A 25,844-nucleotide genomic window follows, 5' to 3' on the forward strand; every position below is an offset into this window, starting at 1 on the left:
GTAACTCCTGGCATCCGCACCGTCATGCGGCGCGCCCCTGAAGTCCGGGATCATCGCGCAGGGCCGCCTTTGCAAATTGCTCAACTGCGTCGAGCGTCGCTGCGGGCGCTTCACGGTGCGGGGAATGCCCCGCGCCTGAAATGATCTTCACGTCGACCGGGCAGTAACATTCGCCCTGCGCAATCTCGACCTGGCGCAGTGTCCCGTATTGGTCATCGACACCTTGCAGGAGCAGGATGGGAACGCGGATGTAGGCGAGATATTCCGAGATGTCCCAGTCGCGGAATTTTGGATCGAGCCAGACACCATTCCAACCATAGAAGGCGTTGTCGACATCCTTGTGCCAGCGCGCGAGCTTTGTCTTCAGGTCCGTGGTCTCGTAGGCGGTCTTGATCTCGTCGATAGATTTCACCGAGATGTCCTCGACGATGAAGTGCGGCGCGATCAACACGACGCCTTGCAGACGATGATCCTGGTGCGCCCCGGCATAGATCGTCGCGATCGAGGCGCCATCGGAATGGCCGAGCAAGAGGCCGTGCTTGAAACCGATCGCATCGAGCAATTTCGGCAGCACGTCCAGCGCCTCGCGCTGCATGTAGTCGAGCGGCCGCGGCAGCATCGCCGGACTCGACTGGCCGTAGCCGGCGCGCGAATAGGCGAAGATGCCGGCGCCGGTGGCTTGCTGGAGTTTTCCCGGGAAATCCCCCCAGAGGCCGACGGAGCCGAGGCCTTCGTGCAGCATGACGATCGTTGGCGCGTCGGCGGCCTCCGGCGCGAGCCATTTGTATTCGAGGCTGGCGCCGCCAATGCTGAGGAAGCCGGAGGGGGTGAGGTTGGTCATGGTCGAAATCTCGTTCCTAGCCGCAGAGAAAGTCTCCACCCTCCCCTGGAGGGGGAGGGTCGCTACGCATGGAGCGAAGCGCAATGCGTAGCGGGGTGGGGTGAAGGTCTGTCGACACTGAACACTGCCCGAGTGGAGAGATCACCCCAGCCCGTCACGCATCTCGCTACGCTCGATCGCGCCGACCCTCCCCCTCCAGGGGAGGGTAAGCAAGCGCGTCCGCCGTCTGCGTACTCAACTCGCCCCTTCCCGCAGCTTGAACCGCTGGATCTTTCCCGTCGCGGTCTTCGGCAAGGACTCCACCACGTCGATCCAGCGCGGATACTTCCACGGGCCGATCTTCTGCTTGACGTGCTCCTTCAGCTTGTCCTGCAGATCCGTCATCGTCGCGCCGGGGCGCAGGACCACGAAGGCCTTCGGCTTCAACAGGCCTTCAGGATCGGCTTCAGGCACGACAGCCGCCTCCAGCACCGAAGGATGGGTGATCAGTGCGCTCTCGACCTCGAACGGCGAGACCCAGATGCCGGAGACCTTGAACATGTCGTCGGCGCGGCCGCAGAAAGTATAGCGGCCATCGCTGTCGCGGACATATTTGTCGCCGGTACGGGTCCATGGGCCCTCGAAGGTGCGGCGGCTCTTGTGGCGCTGATTCCAGTAGCCCTCGCCGGCGGACGGCGCATCGACCAGCAGCTCGCCAACCTCGCCGTCGGCGACGTCCTGGCCGGCCTCGTTGACGAGCCGCACCGCATAGCCCGGCACCGGCTTGCCGGACGAGCCGTACTTGATGTCGCCGGGCGCATTCGACAGGAAAATGTGCAACAGCTCGGTCGAGCCGACCCCGTCGAGGATGTCGACGCCGAAGCGCGCCTTCCAGCTGTTGCCGACGGATTCCGGCAGCGCCTCGCCGGCCGAGGTGCAGATGCGCAAAGCATTGCCGCCGCGTTCGCCCTTCATCGTCTCGTCGTTGAGCATCGCCGCGAACAACGTCGGCACGCCGTAGAAGATCGACGGATTGTAGCGGTTCATCAGGTCGAACATCCGCGCCGGCGTCGGGCGCTCGCTGTTCAGGATTACGCTGGCACCGACCGACATCGGGAAGGTCAGCGCATTGCCGAGGCCATAGGCGAAGAACAGTTTTGCGGCGGACAGGCAGACGTCGTTCTCGCGGATACCGAGCACCTGCTTCGCGTAGGTATCCGCGGTCGCCTGCAAATTCGAATGCAGATGGCGCACGCCCTTGGGCATGCCGGTCGAGCCGGATGAATAGAGCCAGAACGCCGGCTCGTCCGGATGCGTCCCCGCGGTGGTGAACTGGTCGCTCTCGCCGGAGATCTCTTCCGCAAGCTGCTTGTGGCCGTTCTGCTTGGCGCCGGAGACGACCACATGCTCGAGATCCGGCATGCGGCCGACCACGTCCTTGATGACGGGGTAGAGCGCTTCGGACACGAACAGCACGCGGGCACGGCAGTCAGCGAGGATGTAGGCATATTGATCCGCGGTCAGCAGCGTGTTGAGCGGCACCGGCACGATGCCGGCGCGGATCGCGCCCAGGAACACGATCGGGAAGTCGACCGTATCCAGCATGATCATCGCGACGCGCTCCTCGCGGCGAACGCCGAGCCGGCGCAGCATGTTGGCGGCGCGCCGGGTCTCGCGCTGGAGCTCGCCATAGGTGAGCCGCGAGACGGTGTCGTCGAACACCAGCTTGTTGCCGCGGCCCTCCTCGACGTTGCGGTCGAGCAGCCAGGTCACCGCGTTGTAGGATCCCTCGCTCACGGTCGTCTCCCCAGAATTTAGAATTATAATTCATAGAAAGACACTGCGGCGGCTTGCTGTCAATGCCAGCAGGCATTATGTTTCATTAAAGCGCGCCGCAGGACATCTATAAAAATCTATAAAAGAAGGCTCATGACCGAAAGTCCCGACGCCGAATCCCGATTTCTCGAACAGCTCGGCCAGCGCGTGCGCACCATGCGCGCGCTCCGCGGCATGTCGCGCAAAGTGCTCGCCAAAGTATCAGGAATTTCGGAGCGCTACATCGCGCAGCTCGAAAGCGGCAAGGGCAATGTCTCGATCGTGCTCTTGCGCCGCGTCTCCGACGCGATGGGCGCGCATCTGGAAGATTTGCTTCCCAGCAACGAGCCGACGCCGGATTGGCCAATGTTTCGCGATCTCTTGCGCAAGGCGACGCCCGCGCAAATCGCCCAAGCAAAAGATCTGCTCGCTGGCGGCAGCGCAACCGCGCCGCGCCGCGCGCCGTTCTGCGGCATCGCACTGATTGGGCTACGCGGCGCCGGCAAATCGACGCTTGGGCGGATGCTGGCGAAGAAGGTCGGCTGGAGTTTTGTCGAGCTCAACAAGGAGGTCGAGCAGCAGAACGGCCTCTCGGTCGCCGAGATCATCGCGCTTTACGGCCAGGAAGGCTTTCGCCGCATGGAGCAGGCGGCGCTGCAACAGCTGCTCGCGCGCAACGAGCTGATGGTGCTGGCGACCGGCGGCGGCATCGTCTCCGAGCCCTTGACCTTCGACCAGATTCTGACCTCGTTCTACACGATCTGGCTCAAGGCCGAGCCCGAAGAGCACATGGCCCGTGTCCGCCGCCAGGGCGATCTGCGCCCGATGGCCGACGATCGCTCCGCGATGGCCGAGCTGCGCAACATCCTGCTCAGCCGCGAGCCGCTGTATTCGCGCGCAGCCGCAGTGGTGGATACGGCAGGGCTCAGCGTCGATGCAGCCGCCGCGCGTCTGATCGACGCGGTGCGGCCGGTGCTGCAGAACGAGGCCCGCAGCTTCGGGCTGCGCAGCGTGGCGCTGTAGGGCGATTGCTGTCGCCTCGCCGGATCGCTGAGGCAGCATGCGCTCTGCGCCCCTTGGTCACGCGCGCCCGCATGGCTATGTTATGCGCCTAAGCCGTGAGACCTGCGATGGACGCCAGCGTAGTTCCCGATGTCATCCGCCGGCCGGCATCGGCGCACCTTGCGCATCTGGTGTCCAGCATATCGTTCTACCGCGAGCGCGGAGTTGGCCTGGCCGGCTTCCGGCACGCAGCGCCGCTCGCGTTGCCCTTGCTCGTGAACCTGGGAACACCATTCCGCATCGCGCTTGGCCGCCGGCCGAAGGATGAAGACGGTCGACCGAGCTTTGCAGCCGGGCTTTTTCCCGGACCCGTCCTGATCGAGTCGGACGGCCGCGCCGAGTGCGTCCAAGTTGATTTCACCCCGCTCGGTGCCTACCGCTTCTATGGAGGAGCGGTGCCGGATCTGACCGCGCGCATCGTCGGCCTCGACGACGTCCTTGGGCGTGCTGGAGAAAGCCTGGCCGCCCAGGTGGCCGAGGCCGCGGGGTGGCAGCGGCGATTCGAGATCGTGGAAGATTTCGTGCTGCATCGGGCGGTGCATGAACCGTCGTCGGCGATTGCTTCGGCGCTCGACATGTTGTGGCGAAGCGCGGGCTCGGCGCGGGTCGCTGACATCGCCGCCGACATCGGCTGGAGCCGCAGGCATTTCACCCGCCGCTTTCACAACGAGATCGGCGTGGCGCCCAAGATGCTGGCGCAGATGCTGCGCTTTCACCGCGCTTGCCGGCTGGCCCGCTCCGAGGCCTTGGACGGCTGGGCCGCCATCGCCGCAGACGCAGGCTATGCCGACCAGGCGCATCTTGCGCGCGACTTCCGGGTGTTTTGCGGCGAAACCCCGACCGGATGGGCGGCGCGGCTGGACCGCGCAGACCCACGCCTGCTGCGCGACGCCGGCGGATAAAGCGTTTTCGAGCGAAGTGGACGCCGGTTCGCGTGAAGAAAACGCGTCAAAACAAGAATCTAGAGCTTCCGTTCTGATTGAAGAACCGAAGCTCTAGGTCCCATTTGTTCAAGCCGGCCGATGCGAACCGGACTAGCTTGGTCGCGCAAACCATCTGGAGAGTTTCATGAACCAGCAGAATGGCAAGGAAGCGCCGCGCCTCTACCACACCATGCGTTGCAAGGACGCCGAGGCCATGATCGCCTGGCTGAAGGACGTGCTCGGCTTCACCGAGCGTGTGATCTATCGGAGAGACGGCAAGGTCATCCACGGCGAGCTGATGTTCGGCTCGTCGATCCTCATGCTCGGCGAGGATCGGGACAACGACTACACCAAGCTCGTGGGCGATCTCGGCGGCCGACGGACCGATGCGGTCTATCTTGCGGTCGATGATCCCGACGCGCTCCACGACAAGGTTAAAGCCTCCGGGGCTCGAATCGAGATGGAGTTGCGCAACACCGAATATGGCACCCGCGATTTCGCAGCCCGCGATCCCGAGGGCGGGCTTTGGAGTTTTGGCACCTATTGGCCCAAGGTGGGCGAAGAGCCGCTGCCGGGCTGAGCCGCACCTATGACTAGACCGACCAGTAATTCGGATGCGGGTAGGGCTGCGAGCGGTCGCCCCAGTCGAACGCGTCGCCGTCGAACTCGCACGGACCGCTGCTGAGTTCCTCCAGCGTCAGCGCGACCTGGAAGGCCTGATGGCTGGGGTCGTATTTCAGCGCACCCCACTGCACCGGATAATGATGACGCGTGCCGAGCAGCCCGCCGGTTTTGACGACCGCGTAAGTGACCGTCCCGCTCACCTTGTCGAGCATCAATCGCTCGATCGTGCCGAGCTTGCTTCCGTCGCGTCCGTAAACGGCGACCCGCTCGACGCGATCACTGGGAACCATGGTGTGTTGCATGGCGTCCTCCTCGATTTCTGTGTTTTAAGCATTATAGCGCCGTCGCTCGGATGAGCGAAGCCGGTCGCGGGGTGAACTACAGCAATTGCGAGCGCACGGATTCCGCCCCCTCCCGCAGCAGCGGCAGGAACCGGTCGATCAGCTCCTGCGCCGGCACCCGGTCGACATGGGCGCCCATGTTGATCGCGGCGACGATCACGCCGTCGTACCGGCGGACGGGAACCGAGATCGAGTGGAAATGCGGCTCGGCCTCGCGGTCGACCAGCGAATAGCCCTGCGCGCGATCGGCGGCGATGCGCGCGAGCAGCGCCTTGGGATCGGTCACCGTCTGCGGCGTCAGCGCCTCGCGCTTCATCTTTTTCAGGCGCGCGGCAAGGTCTGCATCGTCGAGCTGGCCGAGCACGGCGCGGCCGACCGAGGTGCAGAACGCCGGCAGGCGGTAGCCGATTTCGAGTCCACCCGAGAACATCCGTGCCGGGCTGCTGCGGGCGATGAACACGATGTCGTCACCGTCGAGCACCGCGAGCGAGGAGATTTCGTTGGCCGCGGTGGCGACACGATCGAGCACAGGCTGGAGCACGGCGACGAGCTGGTTGGAGCGCAAGTACGACGCCGCGAGCGTCAGCACATGCGGCGTCAGCGAAAACAACTTGCCGTCACCGGCAACAAAGCCGCCGCGCTGGAGCGTGAACAGCATGCGCCGGGCGGTCGCGCGCGGCAGGTCCGCGGCGCGGGCCAGATCGCTCAGCGTCATCGGGCCTGCGGTCGTGCCGAAGCACTGCAGCAGGCGCAGGCCGCGATCGAGGCTCTCGACGAAATCCGTCGCGCGCTCGTCAGTCTCGTTCCGCTTCAGCTTGGGCATGGTGCCGGGATATTCCTGCAAAATAGTGCTTGCCGCCGCTCCAAGGCATGTCATAATTCGCCCATTCGTTCAATAGGCGAACAAACGCCACTCCACAAAGGATGCACTCGCCATGATGAGCCAGGAGCAGAACGACCTGATCACCCGCACCGGGCCGAGGGATCCGTGCGGCAAGCTGATGCGCAGCTACTGGCAGCCGGCGGCCCTGGTCGATGAGCTCGAGGGCGCGCGACCGATCCGTCCTGTCAAACTGCTCGGCGAGAACCTGGTGCTGTTCCGCGACGAGACCGGTCGCTACGGCCTGATCGACCGCCATTGCGCGCATCGCGGCGCCGATCTCGCATTCGGGCGGCTGGAGCATGGCGGCCTGCGCTGCGCCTTTCATGGCTGGCTGTTCGACGCCACCGGCCAGTGCATCGAGACGCCGGCCGAGCCGAAGGACTCAAAGCTTTGCCAGAACATCCGCCAGCGCTCCTATCCCGTGGTGGAGAAGAGTGGCATCCTCTGGGCTTATCTCGGCGAAGGCGAGCCGCCGGCGTTTCCGGAACTCGACTGCTTCGTTGCGCCCGGCACCCACACATTCGCCTTCAAGGGCCACATGGCCTGCAACTGGCTCCAGGCGCTCGAAGTCGGCATCGATCCCGCACATGCCTCCTATCTGCATCGCTTCTTCGAGGACGAGGACACCTCCACCGCCTACGGCAAGCAGTTCCGCGGCGCCTCCGCCGGCACCGACCTGCCGATGACGAAGATCCTGCGCGAATACGACCGCCCGATCATCAATGTCGAGCACACCGAATACGGCCTGCGGCTGATCGCGCTGCGCGAGATCGACGAGGAGCGCACGCACGTACGCGTCACCAACCAGCTGTTCCCGCACGGCTTCGTCATTCCCATGAGCACGGAGATGACGATCACACAGTGGCACGTGCCTATCGACGACGAGAACTGCTACTGGTACGCAATCTTCACCAGCTATGCGAACCCGGTCGACAAGCAGAAGATGCGCGAGCAGCGGCTCGAGCTCTATGAGCTGCCCGATTACAAGTCGCGCAAGAACCGCAGCAACGATTACGGCTTCGATCCGCATGAGCAGCAGACCGCGACCTATACCGGCATGGGCAGCGACATCAACGTCCACGACCAGTGGGCGGTGGAATCGATGGGCGCGATCCAGGACCGCACCAAGGAGCACCTCGGCTCGAGCGACAAGGCGATCGTGCAGTACCGCCGCCTGCTGCGGCAGGAAATCGAAAAGGTCGGGGGCGGCGAGAAGCCGATGCTGTTCCTGGACGAAGCCAATGCGCGCAGCATCCAGGGACCGGCGACGATGGACGGGATCGGCCCGACTCGGGGCTGGGAAACCTACTGGATGGAAGTCGACGTCAAGCGCCGTCGCGGCGCGCCGTGGACCGCGCCGGTGCCGAAGGAGATCGCTGAGAACGTGCACCGGCTGACGGCGGCGGAGTGAAGGTGACGCATCCTGCCAGCGAGGCACAACAAGGGCTCCGCATGCCCCGCTGTCATGCCCCGCGAAGGCGGGGCATCCAGTACGCCGCGACCTTTCGTGGATACGTTGCCGTCTCTGGAATACTGGATCGTCCGCCGTCGCGGACGATGACAGCGCGGGCTATGCTTGCATCGAGCGAGAAGGAGCTAGCAAAGTGACTTTCGTCGCGCGTCACGCGCTGTGGTCGGATGAGCAGAAGGACGCCGCGGCGCGCATGCGCCGTCTCGTCGAAGAGAACAATCTCGAAGTCATCCGCCTCGCCTTCCCCGACCAGCACGGCATTTTGCGCGGCAAGACCATCATCGCCTCCGAGGCAATTGCGTCGCTGGAAAGCGGCTGCTCCATCACCACCACCATGCTTGCCAAGGACACCTCGCACCGAACGGTGTTTCCGGTGTTCACGTCAGGCGGCGGCTTCGGCATGAAGGAGATGGAGGGCGCGGCCGACGTGCTGATGGTCGCCGATCCCACTACGTTTCGTGTGCTGCCATGGGCGCCGGCGACGGGCTGGCTGCTGTGCGATCTTTATTTTAACGACGGCCGTCCGGTGCCGTTTGCGACACGCGGGCTCTATCGCAAGGTGCTCGACGAACTCGGCCGCCGCGGCCACGATTTCGTCGCGGGCCTCGAAGTTGAGTTTCACATCTTCAAACTCGACGATCCGCATATGCGCGCCGAGGACGCGGGACAGCCGGGCACACCGCCGTCGGTGAGCCTGCTTAGCCACGGCTATCAATATCTCACCGAGCAGCGCTTCGACCAGATGGAGCCGGTGCTGGAGATCCTGCGCCGCGACATCGTCGCGCTCGGGCTGCCGCTCCGTTCCGTCGAGGTCGAGTTCGGGCCGAGCCAGTGCGAATTCACCTTCGCGCCGAAGAAGGGCTTGGAGCCCGCCGACAATATGGTGCTGTTCCGTTCGGCCGTGAAGCAGATCGCCCGCCGACACGGCTATCACGCCACCTTCATGTGCCGGCCGAAGCTGCCGAACCTGTTCGCGAGCGGCTGGCATCTGCATCAGTCGATCGTCTCGCGCGCGAGCGGCGAAAACCTGTTCATGGCGAAGGACGGCGCCGAGCCGCTCAGCGCGTTCGGCAAGGCGTACCTTGCCGGCCTGCTCGACCACGCCCGCGCGTCCACCGTGTTCACGACGCCGACCATCAACGGCTACAAGCGTTACCGCTCCTATTCGCTGGCGCCCGACCGCGCGATCTGGGGCCGCGACAATCGCGGCGTGATGATCCGTGTGCTCGGCGGCGCCAATGATGCCGCCACGCGCCTGGAGAACCGCATCGGCGAGCCTGCCGCCAATCCCTATCTCTACATGGCCTCGCAGATCCTTTCAGGCCTCGACGGCGTCGATCGCAAGCTCGATCCCGGTCCGTCCGCCGACACGCCCTACGAGACCGAGGCGCCGCTGCTGCCGAAATCGCTGCGCGATGCGGTCAGCGCGCTCAAGGACGATCCGTTCTTCCGCGAGAAGCTTGGGGCGGAGTTCGTGGACTATTACACGCACATCAAGAACGCCGAGATCGACCGCTTCCTGTCCGAGGTGACGGATTGGGAGCACCGGGAGTATTTCGAGGTATTTTGAGCTGGCCCGCAGCGGGATCTGTCAGTGAGGCGCACCGCTCTCTCCCCCGTCATTGCGAGGAGCTCTTGCGACGAAGCAATCCAGAGTCATTCCCGTGGAAAGATTCTGGATTGCTCCGCTGCGCTCGCAATGACGGGGAGAGAGCGCGGGCTCAAATCCCCAGGTACTTGTGCTGCAGATCCGGCTCAGCCATCAGTTGGTCCGAAGTGCCGCTCCACACCGTCTTGCCGCGCTCGATGATGGTGTGGCGGTCGCAGATGCGGGCGAGGTGGTCGACGTTCTTGTCGACGACTAGGATCGACTGCCCCCGGCTCTTGAGCAGCGACAGGCAATTCCAGATCTCTTCGCGGATCAAGGGCGCGAGGCCTTCGGTCGCCTCATCCAGGATCAGAAGCTTCGGGTTGGTCATCAGCGCGCGGCCGATCGCGAGCATCTGCTGCTCGCCGCCGGAGAGCTGGTTGCCCATGTTGGACGCGCGCTCGGCCAGCCGCGGGAACAGGTCGTAGATCGCGGCCAGCGTCCAGGGATTGGGGCTACCGAAGCGGTCGGCGGCGGCCGCAACGAGATTTTCCCGCACGGTGAGGTTCGGGAAGATCTGGCGTCCCTCGGGCACGAGGCCGACGCCGAGCTTGGCAATCCGGTACGACGGAAGCTGGCGCACCTCGGCGCCGTCAAAGCGGATGCTGCCCGCCCGCGCCGGCGTCAGGCCCATGATGGAGCGGATGGTCGTGGTCTTGCCCATGCCGTTGCGGCCCATCAGCGAGACCATCTCGCCTGCCTTGACCGACAGCGACAAGCCGAACAGCACCTGCGAAAGTCCGTAGCAGGTCTCGATGCCGTCGACGTCGAGCAAGGTGTCAGCCATGGTGCGTCACCACATGCTGGTCGCCGAGATAGGCGCGCTTGACCTCTTCATTGGCGCGGATCGCGGCCGGATCGCCGGAGGCGATGACGCGGCCATAGACCAGCACCGAGATGCGGTCGGCGAGCGCGAACACCGCGGGCATGTCGTGCTCGACCAGCACGATCGAGACCTCTTTCCGCAGCTCCTGGAGCAGCTGCACCATGCGCTGGGACTCGGTGACGCCGAGGCCCGCCATCGGCTCGTCGAGCAGCAAAAGCTTCGGCTTGCTCGCCAGCGCGACCGCAAGCTCGATCTGGCGCCGCTCGCCATGGCTGAGCCTCGACACCACGACATCGGCGCGATGGGCCAGACCAACGCGATCGAGCGCGGCGTGGGCGGCGTCGCGCAGGCCCTTCTCCTTGCGCGCATTGGCAAAGAAGCGGAACGAGGTGCCGGCATGCGCCTGCGCCGCCAGCGCGACATTGTCGGCGGCGGTAAAGTCGAGCAGCAGCGAGGTGATCTGGAACGAGCGTGCAAGCCCCAGCGCGCAGCGGCGATAGGCCGGCAGATAGGTGATATCGCGGCCGCCCAAGGAGACGCTGCCGGAATGCGGTTCGAGATGGCCGGTGAGCTGACTGATCAACGTGGTCTTGCCGGCGCCGTTCGGGCCGATGATGGCGTGCAGCTCGCCGGCCGAAACGTCGAGCGAGACGTTGTCCGTGGCAGTGATGCCGCCGAAGCGGCGCACCAGCTTCTCGACGCGGAGCAAGGGTTCAGCCACGGCGAGCCCTCCCCAGCATGCCCATGATGCCGCCGCGGCCGAACAGCACGATCAGCAGCAGCAGCGGGCCCATGATCAGCGCCCAATATTCGGTGAGCTGCGACAGGAATTCTTCCAGCAGCAGATAGACCACCGCGCCCATGACGGGGCCGAACAGCGTGCCCATGCCGCCAAGAATCACCATCACCATGAGATCGCCGGAACGGGTCCAGTACATCACCGCCGGGCTGACGAAATCGGTGTTGTTGGCAAGCAGCGCGCCGGCGAGGCCGCACATGGTGCCTGATATGACGAAACAGACCAACTGATAACGCTTGGCGGGAAAGCCGATCGCCTGCATGCGCTGCTCGTTGGAGCGCAGGCCCTGCACGACGAGGCCGAAGCGCGAATTGACGATGCGCCAGATCAGGAAGATGACGGCGAACAGGCAGGCGAGGCAGAGATAATAGAATTGCGTGCGGTTCGAGAGATTGATCAGGCCGGAGAAGTCGCTGCGCTTGTAGACGGTGAGACCATCATCGCCGCCGTAACGCGCGAGGCCCGAAGCGACGTAATAGGCCATCTGCGCGAAGGCCAGCGTGATCATGATGAAATAGACGCCGCGGGTGCGCAAGCTGAGCGCGCCGATCACCAGCGCGTAGATCGCGGAGGCTGCCAGCGCCACCGGAAATTGGATGAAGCCGGAACCTACGCCTTCCTGCGCCAGCATGCCGACCGCGTAGCCGCCGATGCCAAGATAGGCGGCGTGGCCAAAGCTCATCATGCCGCCAAACCCCATGATGAGGTTGAGGCTCGCGGCCGCCAGCGCCAGGATGACGATGCGGGTGAACAGCGTCAGAATGAAGATGTTGCCAGAGAGCTGCGAATAGAGCGGCAGCAGCACGAGGCCCGCCAGCAAAACGGCCGTGACGGCCTTGCTCACGCTCAAACCCTTCATCGACGGTTGGCCGGAAACAGCCCCTCCGGCCGCACCACCAGCACGATCGCCATCAAGAGGTAGATCAGCATGGACGACAGCGCAGGCGCGGCGGTGGAGGCGGCGGCGCCGCTCAGCACCTGCCGCAACAAATTGGGCAGGAAGGCGCGGCCGAGCGTGTCGATCATGCCGACGAAGATCGCGGCGAGGAATGCGCCGCGGATCGAGCCGATGCCGCCGATCACGATGATGACGAAAGCGAGGATCAGGATGTTCTCACCCATGCCGATCTGCACGGTGAGGATCGGCGCTTGCATCATGCCGGCCAATCCTGCGAGCGCTGCACCGAGCCCGAACACCAGCGTGTAGAGCAGCTTGATGTTGATGCCGAGCGCGCCGATCATCTCGCGATTGGAGGCTCCGGCGCGGATCAGCATGCCGACGCGGGTGCGCATCACGCCGAGATAGAGCAGCAGCGCGACCATCAGCGCGACGACGATGATGGCGAGGCGATAGGCAGGATAGTGGATGCCGGGCAGGATCGGCACCGGCACGGTGAGCCAGGGCGGCAGCGGCAGCGCCAGGCCGGCCGGGCCCCAGATCAGCCGCACGGCTTCGTTGAAGAACAGGATCAGGCCGAAGGTCGCGAGCACGTGGTCGAGATGATCGCGCCCGTAGAGATGCCGCAGCGCACTCATCTCCAGCACGATGCCAAGCACGAGCGTGGCTCCCAACGCCAGCAGCGCACCGAGCAGGAAGCTGCCGGTCCACGCCGCGAAGGTCGCGGCGAAATAGGCGCCCATCATGTAGAGCGAGCCGTGCGCGAGGTTGACGAGATCCATGATCCCGAACACCAGCGTCAGGCCTGCGGCCAGCAGGAACAGCAGCAGGCCGAACTGCAATCCGTTCAGGAACTGTTCGACGACGAGCAGCATCAGAACTCTTTCAGGCGCACGCGAAATCGCGCCGATGTTCGAACACGGTCGCCATCAGTGAAAGAGCCCCCCTGCCTCTACAAGGCGGAAAAATGGGTAATGGCAGTATCGTTCCGAGGCAAGAGCGATTCGACACCAAACATGCACTTTGTTGCATGCGGGTGCATGCGGTCGCGAACTGCCCTGCAAGAAGGTTGCCGGGCGGTATGAGGCAACCTGCCGCACCCAAACGATCGCCCTCTCCTCGGTAACCGAGGAGAGGGCGCGAACGTCGTTGCAATGGAGAGGATGCGTCTAGTGCGACGTCATCTGCTGGGGAAGATCATCGGCGTCGGCGAGCACGCTGTTGGCTGTCGAGGCCTCCAGCGCCGCCATCCGGAACAGATAAGCCAGCGTCGCCAATCCGGAGTCCTCCGCCATCTGCGCCAGTTCGAGCGCCATGTCGGACATGTAGCCGAGATTCTCGTCGTTGGTCTGCGCCATGATCTGGCTGTCCCGCATCATGTTCGACATCTCAGGCGCTCTTTCGTTGCGCGGCAGCGAGGCCGCAGAGGTTGGCACGGGCGACGGCGTCCAGGCGCGGGCCGTCCTGTTGCACGACAGAAGCCATGCCGATGCGATCATGCAGCGCATCGACGGTCTGCCGACGAATGTCGATGGTGGCAGCCATGGTCCAAGCGTTCTCCACCAGGGCCGGCAGGCCAAGCGGGGTCACGACGAAGCCGGCCTCGTGGAACCGCGGCAGCCACCAGGTTTCCATGATCGCGCTGACCTGCGCGATGCCCTGGCCGAGGCAGAACTCCTGCACCGCCGCCATCAATTGCAGATTGAGCGCGCCGTCGCGGCGATCGCGGACGACGAAATAGCGCGACCATTCCCAGACCAGCGGATCCGCGGGGCAGCCGCGAACCGACGCCAGGTGCGGGAAAACCTCGCTCATCATCGAAGGCTTGGTGGTGGGATAAAGCCGGTGACCGCCGACGACGCGCCGGCCCTCCAGCGCGAGCAGGTAGACGGTATCCTCGTCATCATAGGAGTCGATCTCGCGGCCATCCGGCCGGCGCAGCGTCTCCCAGTGCCGCTCCTCGACGAAGATGTCGTGGCGCAGCCGGAAGTGCTGCTCGAGTACGTCTTCGTAAAGGTGGCGATTGACCGAGGAAATTGCGTGGATCATGAAAACCCCCATTGAGCCTCAATGGGGGGCAGAATCTGCGAAAAGAGGCGGGTTCGATATTGGGAAATTTCCCAGTGCGCCGCCTAGGGATTGATGATCTTGTGGCGAATTGCCAGCGCGACCGCATGCGTGCGGTTGACGGCGCCGAGCTTGCGCGCAGCGGTTGCAAGATGCTCTTCGGCGGTGCGCTGCGTGATATGCAGGATCTCGCCGATCTCCCAGGCCGACTTGCCCTGCGAGGCCCAGGCGATCACCTCGCGCTCGCGCGGAGTGAGACGCGTCGACTGATAGGACGGCGGCTGGAGCAGGCGGCGGATGTGGTCGAAGCCATACATCGCCATCAGGTGCAGCGCCGGCTTGCTGCGGGCGTTGAGGTCGAGATGGACGCCGCCGAGCGACACCGCGGCCTCGTAGCCGGTGAGCCCGTGGATCGGCACGATGAATCCGCGCGACATGCGAAAATCGGCGGCGCGGTTCATCACCTCGGCCGCATTCGGCTCGAGATCGGCATCATAGGGCGCTTCCGACCATTCGAACGGATTGACCGATTGCCGGCACAATCGCACCACCGGATCGAAGCGATCGTAATTCTTGTCGGTGTAGAGGCTGAACCATCCAGCCGGCCAGCGCTTGGCGAGCACCATCTGGGCGAAGCGCTGATCGGGATTCGGCAAGCCGGTCACGATGATGGTTTCGAAGCCGAAGCGACCGAACGCCCCCTCGAGCGCATTCATGGCGTCCGGAACCCTGGCATAGGCTCCCAGCCCCTCGATGAAGTCGAGCGCTTCCCGGCCATAATCGACGGCGGACATCAGTGCGTTTCCTGACCTTCGCCGTCCGCTATAGCACGTATTTGGGGGCACTCTCAATTCGCCGTTCCCGTAGTTTTCCGGCTGCCGTGTGCTCTGAAGATTTAATCTACTTGTGGAAGAAGTGACGTCAAGATACACCTGAAGACGTCCTAAGCGGGAACACCACGATGGAAGACGAGGACATCGCCCTCAACAGCGTGCTCGGCCTGGAATTGAACCGCGTGTTTTTTGCCGTTCGCGATACGGCGAACAAGCAGAAGATCATCGAGTTCGCGCGCGAGGTGCTGCAAGGCGAGCGCGCGGAACGGCCCGGCAGCGTATCGCCGGAGGGACCGGCGAGTTGAAGCGCAGGTGCAACAAACGCGACGCCGATCAAGCAGATCGCGGCGCCGTCGCCCTTCCATTTGACCGCGCAGATTTTAGTCGAAACACGCTGACCGCGAAGTTACGCCGCAGTTCGTTGCCTGTGAGCGCGCTGCGCTCTGCACCCTCCCCCTCCAGGCTAAGGCGTGCACACTTCTCGGAGCCTCCAACCGAGAGCCATCTGCTCGAAGCGGTGCCAACCTCTTCGCATGGTGATGGGGCCGGGCGGCCGCTCGGAGGCGTAGCCGGTCCATCCTCCGAGCCGAGCAATGATCCATGCAAGCCAAGCGATGGAGTGCTCGGGATGAGGGTTCTTTTGCTTGACGGTTTTGCCTTCGAGCTTGACCTGCAAGGTTTTGAGTATCGGCAGCTGGTCCGCCGGCACTACGTCAGTGGCCGGACGGTCGACCGTGCCGTCGCGGGCGAGGACGAGTTGCATGATCTTGATAGCTGCCATCACCGCGATGGCGGCGAGCTTGAACAGCGCCTCGGCCGCCTCGACCTGGCTGCTCTCGATGTCGAGCCCTTGGCTTTTGCTGGTGCGGAACAGCTGCTCGATGTGCCAGCGCTGACGGTACCAAGCGACAATCTGCAGCGCTTGCTCAACCGTCGTCACCGCATGAGTAGTAACAAGGCGCCAGTGGATCGGCTCTTCGACAGAGGGATCGAGTTCCTTCACCTCTACCAAACGCAACGTCAATTGATGCGCCGCTTTCCGGTCGCTGCAGTTGGCCGGGCGCTTGATGGTCACCTCGCCAAAGCGCAGTGCGATCTTGGCCGTTCGGGCCGGACGGCCGGGCTGTGCCCGAACCTCCAAATCGAAGCGATGCTGGACCGGCCAGTTCTGGGCAATATCAAACAACCTTCCGCCACCCACCAAGGCGCGATCGCGACAGACGCGCGTGAGCAAATGGGTCCGAGCGTCAGGAATCCGGTCAAATTCTTCGTAAATGTCGCTCTCACGGTCGCCAATCACCGTGATCATCGCCGCCGCAGCAAGCGCACTCTTGGCGCCCGCAGCGCCCTTGATCCAACGATAGGACTCCTTCTCTTCGATCGGCTGGTTTCGGTAATCAGGCGATGCAGGCCCCCGGCGCGTCCAAATCTGCATCCCAGCGAGCCCGAGCAAGGCTCCGCTCCCGGCGTCAACTGCCAATACCGGATGCACAAACAAGCCCGGGTCAATCCCGTTACCGGAAGGGCCAAGGCCCCGGACCCGGCCGGCATGCCTCGCATAGTTCAGTTCCGTCGTGTCCTGGATCGCAAGCGCATGCAGCCCTGCAACCCGCTCCGACAGCACCTCTGCGCCATGCCCGGCGATCTCATCCACTGTCACGCTCGGATTGTTCAGCCAGCGGCTGAACCCCACCCATTCGGCACGGCCATCGGCGGCTGCGCGCAGGTTCATCGTGACGCGTTCGACGGCGCGCTGCAACAACAGCGCCCCCTTTTGGCCAGTCGAACGTCACCAAAACGGCCGACTGACCAATCCATTCCTGCCTTCAATGCGGTTATCCTTCTTGCAAACCGCACCGCAAGGAATCAGACTCGATTCCCTCAAGGCAAGAAAAATCGTGTGCACGCCTTAGCCTGGAGGGGGAAGGTGCAGCGCATGGAGCAAAGCGGAATGCGATGCGGGGTGGGGTGATCTCTCCACACGGGCACCATTCGCGTGGAGAGATCACCCCACCCCGCTCGCGCTGCGCGCGATCGACCCTCCCCCTCCCAAGGGAAGGTGAAGCACCCTTGCTCTGATCGTAGCGACTTGTCGCTGGCTGACACCGCAGCTCTCGTGAGATGATCGCTGTCGCGATGATCAAACGGATGCCAGGACAATGATGACGCTGCGCCAGGTGGAAGTGATCCGCGCCGTGATGGTGACGGGCACCATTGGCGGTGCAGCAAAACTGCTCAATGTCTCGGCGCCTGGGATCAGCCGCCTCGTCAAATACACCGAGCGCTCGCTCGGCATCCGCTTCTTCCAGCGCCAGAACGGCCGCTATTTCCCGACGCCGGAAGCCGAGAATATTTTCGAGCAGATCAACGGCGTCTACAAGAAGGTCGACGACCTCTCCGAGATCATTTCCAAGATCGGCCGCGGCGGATTGTCGGAATTGCGCATCGGCTCGGTGCCGAGCATCTCGCAGGTGATGGTGCCGCGCGCGATCGAGCGGGTCCGCCGCCGCTATCCCGATCTCGGCATCGACATCAACATCCTCAAGCTCGAGGAAGCGATCGACTACCTCATGCTCGGCCGCGGCGAGTGCGTGGCGATGAGCTACCGTCTCGAGCATTCCGGGCTCGACTTCATGCCGCTCGCCTCGGGCGAGCTCTACTGCATCGTGCCGCCCGACCACGAACTCGCCGGCCGCAAGCAGGTCTCAGCCGCCGAAATCACCCGCTACCCGCTGATCGGCATCGATCCCAACGATCCCTACGGCCGGATCATGGCCGAGATCTTCGCGCGCAACCGGCTCGACTACAACATCACCATCCGCGCGCGCTTCGGCACCACCGTCTGCGCGCTGGTGAAGGCCGGGCTCGGCATCGCCATCATCGACCAGTTCACGGTGGCCCATGGCGGCTATCCCGGAATCGAGCTGTTGAAGATCACCGAGCCGACGCGCTTCGACACCTACATCGCGGTCAAGCGCGGCACGCCGCTCTCGCTGCATGCCGAACATTTCATCGAGTCCCTGCGTGCCGAGATGCGCGCGGTCGAACCGGCCCGCGGCAACGGCAGGACCGCCCCGGCGCGCGGACGGAGGAAATAACATTGTGTTAGGTTTGCCGGATAAATGGGTAATTGTGTTAGGCAGGGGAAAGGCTATCGTCGCACCTGGAAGCCCCCTTGGAATTGCACGCATTTCGCGGCTAATGGCCGGAAATCACCGCTCACCATCAGGCGATCGTCGATCATGTCAAAGCGCGGACCTGCCGCATCCCAGAAACTCCTGACCGGGCTGATCGGCGCGCCGATTGCGCATTCCGCCTCCCCCGCCATGCATGAGCGCGCCGCCGAGGCGCTTGGCCTGCGCGGCCATTACCAGCTCATCGAGGTCGCCGGCGCCGATGCGGCCGGGCTCCGCATGATGCTCGAGGGCGTGCGGCGGCTCGGCTTTGCCGGCGTCAACGTCACCTATCCCTACAAGGAAGCGGTGGTGCCGCTGCTCGACGCGCTGGCGCCGGGCGCCGCTGCCATGGGCGCGGTCAACACTGTCGTGGTCAGAGACGGCCGGCTCACCGGCCATAACACCGACACGACCGGCTTTGCGCGCGCGGTGGCGCCGCTGCTGGCGCCGTCCGGCAATGCAATCGCTGTGATCGGCGCCGGCGGCGTCGGCAAGGCGATCGCGTTTGCGCTGGCGAGCCGCGACGTCACCGACATCCGCATTTTCGACAGCGAGCCGGCACGCGCCGCGACGCTGGCCGCCCTCCTTGCCCCGCGCGGCGGCGCCCGTGTCGCTTCAAGCGTCGAGGATGCGCTGCATGGCGCGACCGGTCTCGTCAACGGCACACCGGTCGGCATGCTGCCGAACCGCGGCATGCCGGTTCCGGCCGCGCTGCTGCATGACAAATTGTGGGTGGCGGATGCCGTCTATTCGCCGCTGATCACGCCGCTGCTTGCGGCGGCACAAGAGCGCGGCGCGAAGATCATGACTGGGCGCGAGCTTGCGATCTACCAGGCCGCCGATGCCTTCGAATTGTTCACCGGCCTTGCCCCGTCGACCGAGATCATGGGAGAGGCTTTCGACGAGGTGATGGCGGCGCGACGCCCGGCCTATTACGCAGCGTAACGGAAGCGGCCGGAGACAAGGCCGCGGACAACCATCAACGGACATGGGAGGAGAGACGATGAAATCGACCATTCTGGCAGGCGCGCTGCTTGCCTTCGCAACTGCAACCGGCGTTCACGGGCAGGCGATCAAGCTCGCCGACGTCGCCGAGCTCTCGGGCGGCGGCGCCACCGTCGGCACCAACTGGAAGAACGGCATTGACCTCGCGATCGAGGAGATCAACGCCAAGGGCGGCGTGCTCGGGCGCAAGCTCGAAGTCACCCACGCCGACTCGCAGTCCAACCCGGGCGTTGCGCGCGCGCAGGTGCAGAAGGCGCTTGATGCCGAGCCCTATGTGCTGCTCGGACCTGGCTATTCCGGCTCGGTGAAGGTCACCGCGCCGCTCGCGGCCGAAGCCGGCATCACCCAGATCATGGGCGGCGAAGCCGCCGAGCTGACGCAGGCCGGCAACAAGTATCTATTCCGCACCTCGTTCGGCCAGCAATCCTCGATGCCAAAGGTCGCAAAATACATCCATGACGAGATGAAGGCGAAGACGGTCGCCGTGGTCTGGGTCAACAATGATTTTGGTCGGGGCGGACGCGACGTCGTGGTCAAGGAGCTCGACCGGCTCGGCTCCAAGGTCGTCGCCGATCTCTCCACCGAGGCGGGCCAGGCCGACTTCGCCGCCGACGTCGGCAAGATCAAGGCTGCCAATCCCGATGCCGTGTTTGTCTACCTCAACGAGGAAGAGAGCGCGCGCATCCTCAAGGAGCTGAAGCGCCAAGGCGTCACCGCGCCGCTGATGGGCGAGACCACGCTGATCGGCCAGAAGGTGATCGAGCTCGCCGGCGATGCCGCCAACGGCGCGCGCGGCCATGTCGGCCTCACCACCGACGCGCCGGTCGACCTGATCAAGGCATTCCGCGAGAAGTTCTCCAAGAAGTACAATTACGTGCCCGACCATAACGGCCTGAAGGGCTATCTCGCGGTCTACATGGTGAAAGCCACCACCGAGAAGATGGGCAAGGTCGATCCCAAGGCATTCGCCGATACGCTGCACGGCTTGACGATCAAGGCCGCGGACGAGCCCGGCATCCTGATGGACGTCACCTTCGACCAGAACGGCGACATCGATCGCCAGAGCTTTCTGGTCGAAGTGGTCGAAGGCAAGCAGGTGGTGAAGCAGGTGCTGCCGAAGGTGAAGTGACTGTCTTCGCCTCTCCCCGCGCTTGTCCCGCCGAAGCTTTAGCGAAGGTGGATGCGGGGAAAGATATCTCCTCTCCCCGTTCTTACGGGGAGAGGGCGGGGCGAGGGGCCGCCTCCGCAATGGCGGTGACAGTTGAATTCGCGGAGATAGCCCTTCACCCCGCCCTCTCCCCGCAAGTGCGGGGAGAGGGCGACGAGAGAGCGGAGCGGGGAAGAGCAAAGAGGGGAAAATGTCCAATCTGTTCGATCTTCTGGTCGCAGGGTTAGCCACCGGCGCGATCTACGCGCTGGTCGCAGTCGGCTTCACGCTGCTGTGGCAGACCTCGCAGACCATCAATTTCGCGCAAGGCGAGTTCGTGATGCTGCCGGCGTTCTTGATGCTGGCGGCGATGCATGCCGGCGCGCCGTTCTGGCTCGCGATCATCCTCGGTATCCTGCTGTCGATGCTCCTGCTCGGCCTCGCTTTCAAGCTGCTGCTGGTCGACCCCATGATGCGCCACGGCGTGCTGCCGCTCGCGATCGCGACCATGGCGCTCGCCATCGGCATCAAGGAAGCCGTCAAGCAGTTCTTCAGCGCCGAGGCCTCGCCTTTCCCCTCGATCGTGCCGACCGGTGACATCTCCCTCCTCGGCCACGCGGTCTCGCTGCAAAGCATCGGCGTGCTCGTCCTCGCCATTCTCGCCGTCTTCGGCCTGACCACGCTGCTCAACCGTACCTCGCTGGGCCACCAGATGCAGGCGGCGGCGCAGAATCCAACGGTGGCGCGCATCATCGGGGTGCCGGTCGAGCGCATGATCCTGCTGACCTTCCTGATCAACGCTTTCCTGGTCGCGCTGGCCTCACTGCTGATCACGCCGATCTATCTCGCAAAGTTCTCCTCCGGCGAGGTGCTGGGCCAGGCCGCCTTCGTCGCGGCGATCGTCGGCGGCTTCAACCAGGTGCGCGGGGCCATCGCCGGCGGCCTGCTCATCGGCGTGCTCGACAATCTCGCGGCATCTTATGTTTCGACGCAGTATCGCGCCGCAGTGCCACTGATTTTCCTGATCGTCGTCATCCTGTTCCGACCGCAAGGATTGCTCGGCCGCGCCGAGGAGCGCACGGTATGACCGGCTTTGCCAAACCCCTGAAGATCGGGCTCGGCCTCATCGTCATCGCGGGCCTGATCGTCGTCCCCATGAACTTCAACCGCTACGGCCTGTTCATCCTGAGCCAGTGGGCTGTGATGACCATCGCCGCGATGGGCCTCAACCTCACCCTCGGCTATGCTGGCCAGGTCTCGCTGGCGCAGGGCGCATTCGTCGGCATCGGTGCCTATGCGGCGGCGATCATGACGACGCATGGCTGGCCGCTGCCGGCGGCAATCGTCGTCGCGATTGCCTTGAGCTTCGCCGTCGGCTGGGTGCTCGGCTATCCGGCGCTGCGGGTGCAGCACCACTATCTCGCCTTCGTCACGCTCGCCTTCTCCACCCTCGCCTTCCTGGTGTTCCGCAACGAGAGCTGGCTCACCGGCGGCATCTACGGCATCTCCAACATTCCGCGCCCGCACATCTTCGGGCTGGCGACCAACAAGCCGCTGCCGTTCTACTATGTCTGCCTCGGCTCGCTCGCGATCGTGTCGGTCGCCGTGTGGTGGCTGATCCGTTCGCCCTGGGGCCGCGCCTTCATGGCGCTGCGCGAAAATCCGCTGCGCGCGCAATCGCTCGGCATCGACACGCGCCGTTACACGCTGATGGCGTTCGCGATCGGCTCGGCGCTCGGCGGTGTCGCCGGCGCGCTCTATGCGCCACTGACGCAATATATCGATCCCGTTCCCTTCAACCTGTCGCTCTCGCTCGACCTCCTGATGATGGTGATCGTCGGCGGCGCCGGCTTCTATTTCGGTCCCTTCCTCGGCGCGATGATCGCGGTGCTGCTGCCGGAATGGCTGCGCTTCACCGAAGGTTACTATCTGATGCTCTACGCGATTGCGGTGATGCTGCTGCTGATCTGGTCGCCCACCGGCATTCTGGGAATCCTCGACCGCTATATGACCGCGCGCCGCACCAAGGTCGCGTCCGCCTTGCGCGCCGTGGCAAAATCACGCCTGGAGACGGTGCAATGAGTGCGGTCCTCGAAGTCACCGACATCAAGAAGAACTTTGGCGGCATCAGCGCCGTCGACGGCGTCTCCTTCGACGTCCGCGAGGGCGAGATCCTCGGTCTGATCGGCCCGAACGGCTGCGGCAAGTCCACCCTGTTCAACTGCATCCTCGGCCAGCTCACGCCGTCGGGCGGCGAGGTCAAGCTCGACGGCAAGGTGGTCACGGGCCTGCGCCCCGCCGAACTCAACAAGCTCGGCGTCAGCCGCACCTTCCAGCTGTTGCAGGTGTTTCCAAAACTTTCGGTGCGCGAGAACCTGATCCTCGCAGGCCAGGAGCACCAGGGCAACATGGCATCGCGCCTGGTCGGCCGTTCCGATGCCGGGCTGACTGATACCGCCAACCAGATGATCGGCTTCTTCAAGCTCGACCATCTCGCCGACGAACCTGCCGGCGGCCTCTCCTACGGCCAGCAGAAACTGCTCGATGCCGCCATGGCCTTCATGGGCGGGCCGCGGCTGGTGCTGCTCGACGAGCCCGCCGGCGGCGTCAACCCGTCGATGCTGGCGGACCTCAAGGACCGCCTGGTCGCGATCAACCGCGAGAAGAACGCGACTTTCGTCGTGATCGAGCACAACATGGAATTCGTGATGTCTCTGTGCTCGCGCGTGATGGTGATGGCGGAAGGCAAGGTGCTGGCGATGGGACGGCCGGACGAGGTGCGCAAGAACCCCGCCGTGATCGAAGCCTATCTCGGACATTGAGGAGAGCGAGCCATGGGCGACCCGATCCTCTCGGTTCACAATCTCGTCGGCGGCTACGGCAAGATGACGATCCTGAACGGCACGACCTTCGCCGTGCCGCAGGCGAGCATCACCACCATCATCGGCCCGAACGGTGCCGGCAAGTCCACCGTGTTCAAGGCGATCTTCGGCCTGCTCAAGCTGCGCGAGGGCAAGATCAGCTTTGCGGGCCGCGACGTCACCAATTTGAGCCAGCGCGCGCTGCTCAATGCCGGCATCTGCTACGTGCCGCAGGGCCGCAACATCTTTCCCGAGTTGTCGGTGCGCCACAATATCGAGCTCGGCGGCGTCGCCGCCGGCAAGGGTCTCGACCTGCCCAAGCGGATCGAAGCCGCGCTCGACCTGTTTCCCGCGCTGCGCCGCAAGTCGGCGCAGCAGGCTTCCACGCTCTCGGGCGGCGAGCAGAAGCAGCTCGAGATCGCACGTTCGCTGCTGCTCGAACCAAAACTCGTGCTGATCGACGAGCCCTCGATCGGCCTGTCGCCGCTGATGGTGCAGCAGACCTTCGACATCCTCAAATCCCTGCGTGATCGCGGCGTCACCATCCTGATGATCGAGCAGAACGCGCGCTCGGCGCTGGAAATCTCCGATTTCGGCATCGTGCTCGAACTCGGTCAGACCCGCATGGTCGACAAGGCGGAGCGCATCCTGAACGATCCACGCATCGGCCAATTGTTCCTCGGCGGCGCCATGGAGGACAATGCAGCATGAACAAGCGCTCGATCGCGACCGTCTCTCTGTCGGGGGCCTTGGACGAAAAGCTCCGCGCCATCGCAGCCGCCGGCTTCGATGCCGTCGAGATTTTCGAGAACGACCTGCTCTCGTTCGGCGCAGGCCCGCGCGACATCGCAAAGCTCTGTCGCGACCTTAATCTCGAGATCTGCGCGTTCCAGCCGTTCCGTGATTTCGAGGGTATGCCGGAGCCGCAGCGCGCGCGCAATTTTGCCCGCGCCGAGCGCAAGTTCGATCTGATGCAGGAGCTCGGCACCGACCTCTTGCTGATCTGTTCCAACGTCTCGCCTCACTCGCTCGGCGGCATCGATCGCGCCGCGGCCGATTTTCGCGAGCTCGGCGAGCGCGCCGGCAAACGTAACTTGCGCGTCGGCTACGAGGCACTGGCCTGGGGACGCCACGTCAACGACTACCGCGACGCCTGGGAGATCGTGCGCCGCGCCGATCATGCCGCGATCGGCGTCATCCTCGACAGCTTTCACGCGCTGGCGCCCGGCTTCCCGGTCCGCGCGATGGCTTCGATCCCCGGCGACAAGATCTTTCTGGTGCAGCTCGCCGATGCGCCCAAGCTCGAACTCGATATCCTGTCGTGGAGCCGGCACTTCCGCTCCTTTCCCGGCCAGGGCGATCTGCCGGTCGCCGAGTTCATGGCAGCGATCGCAGCGACCAGCTATGCCGGACCGCTGTCGCTGGAAATATTCAATGACCAGTTCCGCGCCGGCTCGGCCGCACAGACGGCAGTCGATGGCCTGCGCTCGCTGATCCTGCTGGAGGACCAGCTCGCGCCGGACTGGCCGGAATTTGCCGGCGAGCCGCTGGCGCCGAAGGCCAAGAGCGGCGGCACTGGGTTCATCGAGTTCGCGGTCAACGAGACCAAGGCCGGCGATCTCGCCCGCCTGTTCTCCCAGCTCGGTTTCCGCAAGTCCGGCAAGCACCGCAGCAAGGCGGTGGAGCGCTGGTCGCAGGGCAAGATCGAGCTCGTCACCAATTGCGAGACCGACAGCTTTGCGCATTCGCACTACGTCACCCATGGCCCCGGCGTCTGCGCCATCGCAATCGACGTCGACAATGCCGGCCTCGCCATGCAGCGCGCCGAAACCCTGAAGGCGCGCACCTTCTACCAGCCGGTCGGACCGGGTGAGCTGGAGATCCCCGCGATCCACGGCGTCGGCGGCAGCCTTCTGTATTTCCTCGATCAGGCCGGCAAGAACTGGGACACGGATTTCGAGCCTGTCACCAGCACTGCCGGCAGCGGCGCCCTGCTCGCCGTCGACCACATCGCGCAGTCGATGCCCTATGACGAGATGCTGTCGTGGCTGTTGTTCTACACCGGCATCCTCGACCTCAAGCGCCTGCCGCAGATGGAGATCGCCGATCCCAGGGGCCTCGTGCAGAGCCAGGCCATTATCAATGCGGACCAGAGCCTGCGCTTCGTGCTCAACGGCTCCTCCGCCAACCGTACCCTGCCGTCGCGCTTCATCTCGGAGTTTTTCGGTTCAGGCGTGCAGCACGTCGCGTTCTCCTGCAACGACATCTTCGTGGCAGTCGCGGAGATGCGCAAGCGCGGCGCGGACTTCCTGGATATCCCCGATAACTACTACGACGACATCGAAGCCAAATACGACCTCGCCCCCGAGCTGATGGCGCAGCTCCGTGCCAACCACATCCTCTACGACCGCGAAGGCGGCGGCGAGTTCTTCCAGGTCTACACCCACATCTTCGACGAGCGGTTCTTCTTCGAGATCGTCGAGCGCAGGAATTACCAGGGCTTTGGCGCGGCCAATGCCGGCATCAGGCTGGCAGCACAGGCCCGCGAGGTGCGGCCTGCCAGCATGCCGCGGGTGTAGGCCTTCGCCTCTCCCCGTGTGCGGAGAGAGGCCGGAATTCGAGCGCAGCTTGAATTCCGCGTGAGG

The 25,844-nt window shown here is 64.4% G+C and carries 26 protein-coding genes; 14 read left to right on the forward strand and 12 right to left on the reverse strand.

Annotation, left to right across the window (positions count from 1 at the left end; translation table 11 throughout):
* Positions 1-22: 22 nt before the first annotated feature.
* Both JJB99_RS34915 and JJB99_RS34920 read right to left on the reverse strand, forming a co-directional pair.
* Positions 23-841 (reverse strand): alpha/beta fold hydrolase, encoded by an 819-nt coding sequence (locus JJB99_RS34915; RefSeq protein ID WP_200496619.1) that lies wholly within the window; start codon positions 839-841, stop codon positions 23-25.
* Between the two features lie 234 nt (positions 842-1,075).
* On the reverse strand, positions 1,076-2,617 hold the full coding sequence (locus JJB99_RS34920; protein ID WP_200496620.1) for a benzoate-CoA ligase family protein: 1,542 nt from the start codon (positions 2,615-2,617) through the stop codon (positions 1,076-1,078).
* 132 nt (positions 2,618-2,749) lie between these two features.
* On the opposite strand from JJB99_RS34920, the gene JJB99_RS34925 reads away from it, so the two are divergent.
* From JJB99_RS34925 to JJB99_RS34935, 3 genes are all read left to right on the forward strand, one after another.
* The gene (locus JJB99_RS34925; protein WP_200496621.1) at positions 2,750-3,658 is read left to right on the forward strand and encodes a helix-turn-helix transcriptional regulator; all 909 of its coding nucleotides are present in this window, start codon (positions 2,750-2,752) and stop codon (positions 3,656-3,658) included.
* A gap of 107 nt (positions 3,659-3,765) precedes the next feature.
* Positions 3,766-4,599 (forward strand): helix-turn-helix domain-containing protein, encoded by an 834-nt coding sequence (locus tag JJB99_RS34930; protein ID WP_246775101.1) that lies wholly within the window; start codon positions 3,766-3,768, stop codon positions 4,597-4,599.
* A gap of 166 nt (positions 4,600-4,765) precedes the next feature.
* A complete protein-coding gene (locus JJB99_RS34935; protein ID WP_200496623.1) occupies positions 4,766-5,200 on the forward strand; it encodes a VOC family protein in 435 nt (144 codons plus the stop codon).
* Positions 5,201-5,213: 13 nt separating this feature from the next.
* Here the strand turns inward: JJB99_RS34935 and JJB99_RS34940 are convergent, their stop codons facing one another.
* Together JJB99_RS34940 and JJB99_RS34945 are read right to left on the reverse strand one after the other, a co-directional pair.
* Complete coding sequence (locus JJB99_RS34940; protein WP_200496624.1) at positions 5,214-5,546, reverse strand: PRC-barrel domain-containing protein; 333 nt, start codon at positions 5,544-5,546, stop codon at positions 5,214-5,216.
* A gap of 76 nt (positions 5,547-5,622) precedes the next feature.
* Positions 5,623-6,408 carry an IclR family transcriptional regulator domain-containing protein gene (locus JJB99_RS34945; RefSeq protein ID WP_200496625.1) on the reverse strand — a complete coding sequence of 262 codons (786 nt, stop codon included), beginning with the start codon at positions 6,406-6,408 and terminating at the stop codon, positions 5,623-5,625.
* 112 nt (positions 6,409-6,520) lie between these two features.
* On the opposite strand from JJB99_RS34945, the gene JJB99_RS34950 reads away from it, so the two are divergent.
* Together JJB99_RS34950 and JJB99_RS34955 are read left to right on the forward strand one after the other, a co-directional pair.
* Positions 6,521-7,879 (forward strand): aromatic ring-hydroxylating dioxygenase subunit alpha, encoded by a 1,359-nt coding sequence (locus JJB99_RS34950; RefSeq protein WP_200496626.1) that lies wholly within the window; start codon positions 6,521-6,523, stop codon positions 7,877-7,879.
* 193 nt (positions 7,880-8,072) lie between these two features.
* Positions 8,073-9,509, forward strand: coding sequence for a glutamine synthetase family protein (locus tag JJB99_RS34955; RefSeq protein WP_200496627.1), 1,437 nt, complete (start codon positions 8,073-8,075; stop codon positions 9,507-9,509).
* A gap of 151 nt (positions 9,510-9,660) precedes the next feature.
* On the opposite strand, the gene JJB99_RS34960 is transcribed toward JJB99_RS34955, so the two are convergent.
* The 7 genes from JJB99_RS34960 to JJB99_RS34990 form a co-directional block, all read right to left on the reverse strand.
* Positions 9,661-10,374 (reverse strand): ABC transporter ATP-binding protein, encoded by a 714-nt coding sequence (locus JJB99_RS34960; RefSeq protein WP_200496628.1) that lies wholly within the window; start codon positions 10,372-10,374, stop codon positions 9,661-9,663.
* Entirely contained in the window at positions 10,367-11,134 is a 768-nt protein-coding gene (locus JJB99_RS34965; RefSeq protein ID WP_200496629.1) for an ABC transporter ATP-binding protein, read from the reverse strand. Before JJB99_RS34965 ends, JJB99_RS34960 begins: the two co-directional genes overlap by 8 nt.
* Entirely contained in the window at positions 11,127-12,071 is a 945-nt protein-coding gene (locus JJB99_RS34970; RefSeq protein ID WP_200496630.1) for a branched-chain amino acid ABC transporter permease, read from the reverse strand. Before JJB99_RS34970 ends, JJB99_RS34965 begins: the two co-directional genes overlap by 8 nt.
* Positions 12,068-12,985, reverse strand: coding sequence for a branched-chain amino acid ABC transporter permease (locus tag JJB99_RS34975; protein WP_200496631.1), 918 nt, complete (start codon positions 12,983-12,985; stop codon positions 12,068-12,070). The genes JJB99_RS34970 and JJB99_RS34975 overlap by 4 nt, the downstream gene beginning before the upstream one ends.
* Before the next feature lie 294 nt (positions 12,986-13,279).
* A complete protein-coding gene (locus JJB99_RS34980) occupies positions 13,280-13,498 on the reverse strand; it encodes a hypothetical protein (RefSeq protein ID WP_200496632.1) in 219 nt (72 codons plus the stop codon).
* A gap of 1 nt (position 13,499) precedes the next feature.
* Positions 13,500-14,159 (reverse strand): acyl-homoserine-lactone synthase, encoded by a 660-nt coding sequence (locus JJB99_RS34985; protein WP_200496633.1) that lies wholly within the window; start codon positions 14,157-14,159, stop codon positions 13,500-13,502.
* A gap of 83 nt (positions 14,160-14,242) precedes the next feature.
* A complete protein-coding gene (locus JJB99_RS34990) occupies positions 14,243-14,971 on the reverse strand; it encodes a helix-turn-helix transcriptional regulator (RefSeq protein ID WP_200496634.1) in 729 nt (242 codons plus the stop codon).
* A gap of 167 nt (positions 14,972-15,138) precedes the next feature.
* Between JJB99_RS34990 and JJB99_RS34995 the strand changes: the two genes are divergently transcribed.
* Positions 15,139-15,315 carry a hypothetical protein gene (locus JJB99_RS34995; protein WP_200496635.1) on the forward strand — a complete coding sequence of 59 codons (177 nt, stop codon included), beginning with the start codon at positions 15,139-15,141 and terminating at the stop codon, positions 15,313-15,315.
* A 158-nt stretch (positions 15,316-15,473) separates the two neighbouring features.
* Here JJB99_RS34995 and JJB99_RS35000 read toward each other — a convergent pair whose 3' ends face one another.
* Complete coding sequence (locus JJB99_RS35000) at positions 15,474-16,772, reverse strand: IS4 family transposase (RefSeq protein WP_200496377.1); 1,299 nt, start codon at positions 16,770-16,772, stop codon at positions 15,474-15,476.
* A 397-nt stretch (positions 16,773-17,169) separates the two neighbouring features.
* Here JJB99_RS35000 and JJB99_RS35005 point away from each other — a divergent pair, with 397 nt between their 5' ends.
* From JJB99_RS35005 to JJB99_RS35040, 8 genes are all read left to right on the forward strand, one after another.
* Positions 17,170-18,108 (forward strand): LysR family transcriptional regulator, encoded by a 939-nt coding sequence (locus tag JJB99_RS35005; RefSeq protein ID WP_200496636.1) that lies wholly within the window; start codon positions 17,170-17,172, stop codon positions 18,106-18,108.
* A gap of 144 nt (positions 18,109-18,252) precedes the next feature.
* Positions 18,253-19,131, forward strand: coding sequence for a shikimate dehydrogenase (locus JJB99_RS35010; protein WP_200496637.1), 879 nt, complete (start codon positions 18,253-18,255; stop codon positions 19,129-19,131).
* A 58-nt stretch (positions 19,132-19,189) separates the two neighbouring features.
* Positions 19,190-20,320, forward strand: a complete 1,131-nt coding sequence (locus JJB99_RS35015) for an ABC transporter substrate-binding protein (protein WP_200496638.1) — start codon at positions 19,190-19,192, stop codon at positions 20,318-20,320.
* A gap of 229 nt (positions 20,321-20,549) precedes the next feature.
* Positions 20,550-21,425, forward strand: a complete 876-nt coding sequence (locus JJB99_RS35020; protein ID WP_200496639.1) for a branched-chain amino acid ABC transporter permease — start codon at positions 20,550-20,552, stop codon at positions 21,423-21,425.
* Positions 21,422-22,420, forward strand: a complete 999-nt coding sequence (locus JJB99_RS35025; protein WP_200496640.1) for a branched-chain amino acid ABC transporter permease — start codon at positions 21,422-21,424, stop codon at positions 22,418-22,420. Before JJB99_RS35020 ends, JJB99_RS35025 begins: the two co-directional genes overlap by 4 nt.
* Complete coding sequence (locus JJB99_RS35030) at positions 22,417-23,160, forward strand: ABC transporter ATP-binding protein (protein ID WP_200496641.1); 744 nt, start codon at positions 22,417-22,419, stop codon at positions 23,158-23,160. Before JJB99_RS35025 ends, JJB99_RS35030 begins: the two co-directional genes overlap by 4 nt.
* 12 nt (positions 23,161-23,172) lie before the next feature.
* Complete coding sequence (locus tag JJB99_RS35035) at positions 23,173-23,910, forward strand: ABC transporter ATP-binding protein (RefSeq protein ID WP_200496642.1); 738 nt, start codon at positions 23,173-23,175, stop codon at positions 23,908-23,910.
* Positions 23,907-25,778 carry a bifunctional sugar phosphate isomerase/epimerase/4-hydroxyphenylpyruvate dioxygenase family protein gene (locus JJB99_RS35040; protein WP_200496643.1) on the forward strand — a complete coding sequence of 624 codons (1,872 nt, stop codon included), beginning with the start codon at positions 23,907-23,909 and terminating at the stop codon, positions 25,776-25,778. The genes JJB99_RS35035 and JJB99_RS35040 overlap by 4 nt, the downstream gene beginning before the upstream one ends.
* Positions 25,779-25,844 lie beyond the last annotated feature (66 nt).

This window comes from Bradyrhizobium diazoefficiens (assembly GCF_016616235.1).
In the GTDB taxonomy this organism is placed as follows: Bacteria; Pseudomonadota; Alphaproteobacteria; order Rhizobiales; family Xanthobacteraceae; genus Bradyrhizobium; species Bradyrhizobium diazoefficiens_H.

Coding starts and splice junctions, on each gene's coding strand:
- JJB99_RS34995 (WP_200496635.1), top strand. CDS start 15,139: ATGGAAGACGAGGACATCGCCCTCAACAGCGTGCTCGGCCTGGAATTG.
- JJB99_RS34945 (WP_200496625.1), bottom strand. CDS start 6,408: ATGCCCAAGCTGAAGCGGAACGAGACTGACGAGCGCGCGACGGATTTC.
- JJB99_RS34925 (WP_200496621.1), top strand. CDS start 2,750: ATGACCGAAAGTCCCGACGCCGAATCCCGATTTCTCGAACAGCTCGGC.
- JJB99_RS35015 (WP_200496638.1), top strand. CDS start 19,190: ATGAAATCGACCATTCTGGCAGGCGCGCTGCTTGCCTTCGCAACTGCA.
- JJB99_RS34930 (WP_246775101.1), top strand. CDS start 3,766: ATGGACGCCAGCGTAGTTCCCGATGTCATCCGCCGGCCGGCATCGGCG.
- JJB99_RS34960 (WP_200496628.1), bottom strand. CDS start 10,374: ATGGCTGACACCTTGCTCGACGTCGACGGCATCGAGACCTGCTACGGA.
- JJB99_RS34970 (WP_200496630.1), bottom strand. CDS start 12,071: ATGAAGGGTTTGAGCGTGAGCAAGGCCGTCACGGCCGTTTTGCTGGCG.
- JJB99_RS35035 (WP_200496642.1), top strand. CDS start 23,173: ATGGGCGACCCGATCCTCTCGGTTCACAATCTCGTCGGCGGCTACGGC.
- JJB99_RS35020 (WP_200496639.1), top strand. CDS start 20,550: ATGTCCAATCTGTTCGATCTTCTGGTCGCAGGGTTAGCCACCGGCGCG.
- JJB99_RS35040 (WP_200496643.1), top strand. CDS start 23,907: ATGAACAAGCGCTCGATCGCGACCGTCTCTCTGTCGGGGGCCTTGGAC.
- JJB99_RS35030 (WP_200496641.1), top strand. CDS start 22,417: ATGAGTGCGGTCCTCGAAGTCACCGACATCAAGAAGAACTTTGGCGGC.
- JJB99_RS35005 (WP_200496636.1), top strand. CDS start 17,170: ATGATGACGCTGCGCCAGGTGGAAGTGATCCGCGCCGTGATGGTGACG.
- JJB99_RS34980 (WP_200496632.1), bottom strand. CDS start 13,498: ATGTCGAACATGATGCGGGACAGCCAGATCATGGCGCAGACCAACGAC.
- JJB99_RS34915 (WP_200496619.1), bottom strand. CDS start 841: ATGACCAACCTCACCCCCTCCGGCTTCCTCAGCATTGGCGGCGCCAGC.
- JJB99_RS35025 (WP_200496640.1), top strand. CDS start 21,422: ATGACCGGCTTTGCCAAACCCCTGAAGATCGGGCTCGGCCTCATCGTC.
- JJB99_RS34940 (WP_200496624.1), bottom strand. CDS start 5,546: ATGCAACACACCATGGTTCCCAGTGATCGCGTCGAGCGGGTCGCCGTT.
- JJB99_RS35010 (WP_200496637.1), top strand. CDS start 18,253: ATGTCAAAGCGCGGACCTGCCGCATCCCAGAAACTCCTGACCGGGCTG.
- JJB99_RS34985 (WP_200496633.1), bottom strand. CDS start 14,159: ATGATCCACGCAATTTCCTCGGTCAATCGCCACCTTTACGAAGACGTA.
- JJB99_RS34950 (WP_200496626.1), top strand. CDS start 6,521: ATGATGAGCCAGGAGCAGAACGACCTGATCACCCGCACCGGGCCGAGG.
- JJB99_RS34990 (WP_200496634.1), bottom strand. CDS start 14,971: ATGTCCGCCGTCGATTATGGCCGGGAAGCGCTCGACTTCATCGAGGGG.
- JJB99_RS34975 (WP_200496631.1), bottom strand. CDS start 12,985: ATGCTGCTCGTCGTCGAACAGTTCCTGAACGGATTGCAGTTCGGCCTG.
- JJB99_RS34935 (WP_200496623.1), top strand. CDS start 4,766: ATGAACCAGCAGAATGGCAAGGAAGCGCCGCGCCTCTACCACACCATG.